Raw genomic sequence first — 8,414 nt, 5'->3', positions numbered from 1 at the left:
GCGTCTGATTTAGTGATCATTGATGATTTGATGTATATGGCAATGGATCAAAGGGAAGCTACCCTATTTTTTCATTTGATTAATCATCTATATGAACGGAGTTCAATCATCTTGACCTCCAATAAGAGCCCCGACCAATGGGGAGAATTATTGGGCGATGAGGGCGTCGCAATGGCTATCTTAGACCGTATTCTGCATCGAGCGGAGGTCGTTCACATGAATGAAGCCAGCTACCGTATGAAGCATCGCCAGAGCATGTTTGTGAGCGAAAGTGTTCAAAATTAATTGGCGTTAACTGTTCAATTCTACTTGACGCTGACAAAAATAAACCAATCAGTTTTAATGGAGCTTTGCGACAAGTTTCTCAATCAGAATGGGTGAGTTTCCCAATTATTGATCTGAGGTAAATGCTACAGTATATGACTATGGTTTGAAATTTCCTATCGCGTGGTACCAAATATTTAGAAAAGTGAAATTCTCTTGAGCGAGATTTTCACTTTTTTATATTCCCTGTTAATCTACATGTTTCCCCACCCTCTTATGGTAAAATAACCATATTGACTTACACGAACAGGAGGCGATCCGATGGGGTTGCAGTTTATATTAGGCAAGGAATCAGCGGACAAGAAACAGGCGATATATGAGCGGATTTCGCGGATTATGACGGAGGAGCCGGATGCTGAGGTATTCGTGCTGGTTCCGGAGCACGCGAAGTTCGAGGCGGAGATGTCGATATTGGAAAAGCTTTGGCAATTCGAGGCTTTCCGCGATCAGGATATGATGGGTTCGATGAATCTGCAGACGTTCAGCTTCAGCCGGTTGGCGTGGTATCTGCTGAAGAAGTCGCCGATTTTCCAACAGCAGCAATTGTCGGAAGCCGGCCTCAGCATGCTGGTACGGAAGATTCTGATGGAGAAGGAACAGGAACTGATCCTTTTCCGCCGGGAAGCGAACAAAGAAGGCTTCATCAAGCAACTGACGGATCTGTTTCTGGAGCTGCGCAGCGGCCGCATCGAGGAGGAAGATCTGCAGGGGATTTTGGCGAACCATGCTGAATCCGGCAATGAGGCCGACTTCCAGCTGAAGCTGACCGAACTGAAGGATCTTTACCAGGCCTTCAATGAAGCGCTACTGGATAAGTACCTCGAAAAGGAAGTCATCCTTGAGGCGTTGGCAGGGGTCATCGAAACGCTGGACATGCAGAACACCTATGTTTTCATCGACGGTTTTTACCGTTTCACGGCCCGCGAGCTGCAGATTGTTACGACGCTGCTGCGCTCCGCGAAACAAGTAACGATCACGTTGGCGCTGGACAAAGCCTATGTCAGCGAACCGCCGGCTATGCATCAGTTGTTCTATACCGCAGGATCGACCTACCACACGCTCTATCATTTGGCGCGCAGTCTGCGCGTACAGATCATGAAGGACCACTGGGTTGCGAAGGATACGGACGGCTACAAGGATGCTTTGTTGACCCTGGAGAATTATTGGGTCGCATCCACCGATGCGACTGCCAACAAAGTCCAAGGTTCTTTTGAGCTGACTGCAGCTCAGAAAGAAGATATCCGCGTCTGGGGCTGCGAAACGAAACAGGCGGAAGTTTTTCATGTCGCCAATGAAATCAAAAAACTGGTCGCCGAGGACGGCTACCGTTACAAGGATATCCTGATTTTGGCGCGGACGGTCGAGGAATACGAAACGATTGTCAAGCCAATCTTCGACAAGGACGGTATGGATGTTTTTTATGATAAAGCGGACGCAATGAAGCATCATCCGTTCATGGATTTCATCGACGCACTATTCCGCATCCGTCGCCATCATTGGCGCTATCCGGATATCATGCGCTTATTGCGCACGGAACTGTTGACGCCGGCCAACCCTGACAATCCGCAGGAGCTTGAGGAAACGGCGGCAGCCGTGCTGCGCTTCCGCGAACAGGTCGATGTGATCGAGAACGTCCTGCTGGCATACGGCTATGAAGGCAACAGCTGGCTTTCGAAAGACGACTGGTATTTTGCGACATTTCGGGACGAGAACGGCAACAACAACCAAAGCCCCGAGGACAGACGGATGCAGGACACCTCCAACGAGGTCCGCAATTATCTGAGGGATCTGCTGCTGCCGTTCTTCCAGAAGATGGCGAAGGCCAAAACCGGCCGGGAAGCCGCGAGGAACCTGTACAATTTCCTGATCGCCGCCAAAGTCGACAAACAGATGCTGTTCTGGCGCGATGAATCATTGGCTCAGGGGGACCTGATCCAGGCGCGGCAGCAGGAACAGATCTGGAAAGTTTTCCTGAATCTGCTGGACGAATACGTCGAAATTCTGGGGGACAGCCCTTTCCAGGCGGCAGCTTTCCATGAAATCCTTTTGACCGGTTTCCAGAACGCAACCTTCAGTCTGGTGCCGCCGAGCATCGATCAGGTCGTCTTCTCGAGCATCGAGGGGGCGCGTTTCGAGCCGGCAAAGGTGGTCTTCCTGATGGGGATGACCCAGGACCATCTGCCTGCGCAGAAAGAGAACAAATCATTGTTGACGGAAGAGGACCGCGAGCGGCTCAGTGGCTCGTTGAATAATAATGAAGAGAAATACCTGCACCCGACGACTGCTGAATCGATGGCTGCCGAACCGTATGTGGCCTACCAGGCTTTCCTTTCGGGGACGGAAAAGCTCATCTTCAGCTATCCGATGAGTGCGGACGACAGCAAGAAATCGCCGAGGCTTTCGCCTTATGTGTCGCGCGTAGCCAATGCGCTGCAGATCCCTGTCGAAATCAAACACCAGGACATCACCGATGCGGAGGATACGACGGCCTTCCTTGGCAGCAAACAACAGAACATCAGCCAGCTGGTCCATCTCTTGCGCCATCAGCGCGCGACGAATGAGCCGGTCCCGACGCTGTGGAAATACATCTTGGCGTACATCTCCAAGGATCCACAAGCCAAACGGATCATGCAGCAGGTCTTCGCCAGCCTCTGGCACAAGAATATCCCGAGCAAACTGACGGCGCCGGTTGCCGAACAGCTCTACGGGAAAGACCTGTATCTGTCAGTCTCGCAGCTCGAGCGCTATTTCGAAGATCCGTACAGTCACTTCCTGCAATACGGACTGAAGCTCAAGGAACGGGCGAAATACGAGCTGTCCGCAGCCGGCACGGGCGAATTTTTCCATGAAGCCTTGGAACAGATCGTCAACCAGCTGAAGAGCAGGCTAATCGACACCGCTGATCTGAGCGAGGAGACGGTCAAGCAGATTGCCGATGCTGTGCTGCAGAATATCTATGGGAATGACAAGTACAAAATCCTGTCGACTTCGAACCGGATGGCCTTCATCCGCGACCAACTGGGCGAAACGATCCAGAAAATGGCTTGGGTCCTCAACCAGCACAGCCGTCGGACGGCGCTGAAGAACATCCGCACCGAAGCGGTCTTTGGGCAATTGGGTGGCGAACAGATGCTGGACGGATTGGACATGCCGCTGAACAACGGCGGCACCCTGCATATCCGCGGGAAGATCGACCGGATCGATCTGGTCAATGCCGGGGAAGAGAATTACCTGACCATCCTCGACTACAAATCGAGCGCGCACAGTTTCAATTTCTCCGACGCCTACTATGGCTTGGCGATGCAGATGATCACCTATCTGGATGTGGCTTTGCTGAACGCCGACAAGTTGCTGGCCGGGAAGACATTGCCTGCGGGAGCTTTCTATCTGCACGTCAAGAACCCGTTCATCAAGCAGAACAGCTTCATGACGCTCGAGGATTACCAGAAGACGATCATCACCGATTACAAGCTGAAAGGGCTGTTGTTGAACGACACAGCTGTTTTGGATCTGATCGATCCGGCTGTCGAAAGCGGTCAGGCTTCGGAAATCTTCCCATTCAAAAAACTGAAGGCCGGCAATCTAGGCAAAAATGACGATTTGATCACACTGGATGATTTCAACCACCTGATCGCCAAGAACCGGGCCAACATGGTGGAGGCCGGCGAGAAAATCCTCTCCGGCGACCTGAAACTCGACCCGATCAAGGAACGGCCATACACGCCGACCGTCAGCGGGCCTTACCGCGCCATCTCGCAGTTCGACAACACCTTGCCGGAGAACCGTTACCGCAAATACATCAAATTGACGAAGGAAGATGTCCTTTCGAAGATCAAGCAAGAACTCGACGAGAACAATCAAGAATCCAACGAGGAAGGGGAGGAGCAATGATGACGGGCATACCGGCACGCACACCCAATGAAAAATTCACGGAAACGCAATGGCAATCGATATACCAGACCGGGGACAACATCCTCGTCTCCGCCTCGGCAGGCTCCGGCAAAACGACCGTACTGATTCAGCGGATCATCGAAAAAGTGAAGGGCGGAACGAACGTCGATGAACTGCTGGTCGTCACCTTCACCGAATCGGCAGCCAAGGAAATGAAGGAGCGGATGACGGGCGCCATCCAGACCGCCATCAACGAAGCCCAGTCGCAGGAACAATACCTGCACCTGATCAAGCAGCTCTCGCTGATGCCGCAGGCGAACATCTCGACAATCCACGCCTTCTGCCTGAAGGTCATCCAGCGCTATTTCTACCTGATCGATCTTGATCCGGTCTTCCGCTTGTTGGCGGACACGATCGAAGTCGAGCTGCTGAAGGAGGATGTCTGGGAAGAGGTAAAGGAGGAACTCTACGGGGAGCCGGATACGCACTTCAAGAATCTGGCCAAGGCCTACTCGAAGGACCGCAGCGACGACGATCTGATGAAGCTGATCTTCTCGCTCTACGATTTTTCGCGTGCAAATCCGATTCCTTACCGATGGCTGGATTCCTTGCCGTCTTTGTACAACACTGAAGACGGGTTGACGAACACTGTCCTCTACCAGGAATTGCTGAAGCCGCAGCTGCTGAGCCTGATCGAAGGCATCCGCTACGACATCGAACAAGCGCGGCATCTGGCCGGGCAAGATGTGGAGACGGCTGCCCAGCGTGAAATTTTTGAAACGGAACAGGGCTATGCCGATCGCCTGTTGGAAGCTGTCCAGCAGGATGACTACGAATTGGCCTACACGATTGCGAACGAACAAGTACAGTTTGCGCGTTGGCCGAGTGCTAAGAAGGCCGATGCGGATGAAGTGAAGGATCAAAAAGCACTGCTGAAAAACCTGCGCGACAAATACAAGAAGGATTTCGCCGCATTGAGCGCGCAGTACCTCAACCGGCCGCTTGCGGAACAGGAAGAAGTGCTGAAGGGCATCCACCCGTATGCCGAAGAGATGGCCCGGGTGACGAAACGGTTTTCCGAAGCCTATTGGGAACGAAAATTGGACGACAATGTGCTCGATTTCAACGATCTGGAGCATCTGACGCTGCAGATTCTGGCGCCGATCGCCGAGGACGGGGAGCGCAAGATGAGCGATGCGAGCGCCTATTACCGCAACAAATTCGAAGAAGTGCTGATTGACGAATACCAGGACGTGAACCAGCTGCAGGAGAGCATCCTCTATTGGGTGACACGGCACCAACCGGAAACCGAGAACTTGTTCATGGTTGGGGATGTCAAACAGTCCATCTACGCCTTCCGCTTGGCCGACCCGAGCCTGTTCCTGCGCAAATATGCGGCCTTTGCCGACAAAAACGGCGGGGAACGGATCATTCTGGCGGAAAACTTCCGGTCGCGCGCAGAAGTCATCCATTTCACGAATTTCATCTTTGAGCAATTGATGGACGAAAAAGTCGGCCAGATGGATTACGACGAAGCCGCGAAGCTCCAAGCCGGCAACAAATCCTTCCCGGAGAGCGAGCGCAACCAGACGGAGCTGCTGATCTACCTGTCGGAGGACGCCGACAGCGGCGAGGAAGCCCTCGCGCCGGAGAACGATCTCGAAGCCGACCTGACGATCGACGACAAAACGGCCGGGGAAGTCACGATGGTGGCACAGAAAATCAAGGCACTGATCGATGAGAAGTTCCTGATCTACGACAAGAAGAGCAAGGAGGAACGGCCGCTTTCCTACCGGGACATCGTGCTGTTGACGCCGACGAAGAAGAACAACCTTGTCATCCTGGAGATCTTCAAGGATTTCCAGATACCGGTCATCCTGAACGACACGGAAAGCTATTTCCAGCGCACTGAGGTTTCGATCATCCTCTCTTTGCTGAAGGTGATCGACAATCCGCGCCAAGATATCCCGCTAGCGGCAGTCCTGCGTTCGCCGATCGTCGGTTTGGACGAGAAGCAGTTGGCGCTGATCCGCATCCAGCAGAAGAACAGCGATTTCTACGAAGCTGTGCAGCATTTCATCAAAATATGCGAAGCTTCCGGAATCGAGCAGACTGCGGAAATAAAGGATGCGTACAGCAAACTGGCACTGTTCATGGGACGCTTGCACGAATGGCGCAACACGGCCAGACGGAGCAGCCTTGTCACTTTGATCTGGACCATCTACAACGATACCCACTTCCTCGACTACGTCGGCGGAATGGTCGCCGGCAAACAGCGGACGGCCAACCTGCACGCACTCTATGAGCGGGCCAAAAAATACGAGGAAACGAACTACAAAGGGCTGTTCCAATTCATCCGCTTCATCGAGAAGATCCAGCAGCGCGACAAAGATTTGGCGGAGCCGACTTCTTTCGGCGACGATGAGGATGCCGTAAGGGTCATGACCATCCACGCCAGCAAAGGCCTGGAGTTCCCGGTCGTCTTCCTGATGGATCTGTCGAAGCGGTTCAACCTGAGCGATACGCAAAGCAAATACATCTTCTCGGAAACGTTTGGACTAGGAACCGATTATTTCGACGTCCAGCAACGGGTTCAGTATCCGTCCCTGGCGCGCCAAGCGTTGGCGATCGAAAAGAAAAAGAAACTGCTGGCGGAAGAGATGCGCAAGCTCTATGTGGCTTTGACCCGGGCCGAGCAGAAGCTGTTCCTGGTCGGTTCCTACAAATCCGAGGAGAAGCTCTGGGCCGATTGGCAAGTGGCCGATGGAACAAGCGGGAAACTGCTGCCGGATTACCTGCGGCTGCAAGCCAGCTCGATGATGAAATGGCTCGGCATGTGCCTGTACCGGCACGAGGACGCCGAGAACGACCATTTCCACAAGGAATACCGGGGCGAACTGACGCACTATCCGGCACACTTCAGCATCCAGACTTTCCGCGAGGAAGACCTGTTGTCCTACATTCCGGTCGCCATGGAGGAAATCAACGAATCGCAGTGGAAAGACGAAATCGAGCAGATGGCATCCGCCAACGTCGAAACGCATGAGCATTCCTTGGCTGAAGAGATGAAGCTGGCCGTTGCCCTGATGGAGGCGCAGTATCCCCACGAAGCGGCAACGACGACCACCAGCTACCAGTCCGTTTCCGAAATCAAGCGACTGTTCGAAGATCCTGACGAAAGCCATATGCTGAAGTTGGATCTTTCCGACACCAAACGGGTCTCCCGCTATGTGGAGCCAGAGTTCCCGCGTCCGCGCTTCATGCAGGAGACGGTGATGCCGAACAGCGCCGAAATCGGTACCGCGACGCATTTCGTGATGCAGTCCGTGGATCTGGAAAAGGAAATCACCGCAGCCTATGTGGCGCAACTGTTGCTTGAATTGGTAGGGGATGGGCTGCTGGAGCAAGCCGTCGCGGAGAAGCTCGATGCGGAACAGATTGCCAAGTTCTTCGAAACCGAGTTGGGACAGGAAATCCAAGCGAACGCGGACAGGGTGAGACGGGAAATGCCGTTCTCATTGCTGATTCCGGCCAGTAGGATCTTCACCGAGATACCGGAAGACTCACCGGACAATCTGCTGATCCACGGTATCATCGACGGCTTCATCGAGTACGACGATCACATCGTCCTCTACGACTTCAAGACCGACTTCGTGGGCGACCGCGCGCCGGTGTTGCCCGAGAACATCGTCGACAAGTACCGCGGCCAGATGAACCTTTACAAAAAGGGACTCGAAACCATCCGACAGAAACCCGTCAGCGCGGCATACATTGCGCTACTGTCGAACCATACCAATGTGGTTGTCTGATTACGGCGGTATATTATTGAACGACAAACAGAAGGTGCAGCATCCTTGGTTTTCGCCAAGGCTGCTGCACCTTTTTCCCGACTTTTACAGTTTAATCAATCAAAAAGTGCTAGAAACGTTAATTTTATAATGTTTCTAGCACTTTTCACTTGTTTTTGTATTGTATATATGTATGTATATATGTTATAATAGCTGTAAAGGTGGTGTCGGAAATGTATCTTCAAATTTTCAAAAATCGGGATCAGGAATACGTGCGCATCGCGGAATCTTACAGGGATCCCGAAACGAAGAAACCAAAGATTCGCGTGATACAAAATTTTGGAAACAAAGAAAAGTTACTAGCGGAGAACCCCAACGCTATCGAAGAACTTCAGAAAAAAGTGGACCAGA

3 protein-coding genes and 1 pseudogene are annotated in these 8,414 nt (G+C 52.7%); all 4 read left to right on the top strand.

From position 1 onward, the window contains the following. The coding region (locus tag BMZ71_RS13940) for an ATP-binding protein (protein ID WP_143071456.1) at nucleotides 1-285 on the top strand (285 nt) is incomplete at its 5' end. 300 nt (nucleotides 286-585) lie between these two features. Continuing rightward, on the top strand, nucleotides 586-4,215 hold the full coding sequence (locus BMZ71_RS13935; RefSeq protein WP_086989645.1) for a PD-(D/E)XK nuclease family protein: 3,630 nt from the start codon (nucleotides 586-588) through the stop codon (nucleotides 4,213-4,215). Continuing rightward, the gene (gene addA, locus BMZ71_RS13930) at nucleotides 4,215-8,024 is read left to right on the top strand and encodes a helicase-exonuclease AddAB subunit AddA (protein WP_086989643.1); all 3,810 of its coding nucleotides are present in this window, start codon (nucleotides 4,215-4,217) and stop codon (nucleotides 8,022-8,024) included. The genes BMZ71_RS13935 and addA overlap by 1 nt, the downstream gene beginning before the upstream one ends. Before the next feature lie 212 nt (nucleotides 8,025-8,236). Continuing rightward, a pseudogene (locus tag BMZ71_RS15560) lies at nucleotides 8,237-8,414 on the top strand (IS1634 family transposase); the annotation flags it as partial.

The organism is Trichococcus flocculiformis (genome assembly GCF_900113645.1).
GTDB classification, from domain to species: Bacteria; Bacillota; Bacilli; order Lactobacillales; family Aerococcaceae; genus Trichococcus; species Trichococcus flocculiformis.
Note: the sequence above shows the minus strand (reverse complement) of the source record. Positions and strands in the feature narration are given on the sequence as shown.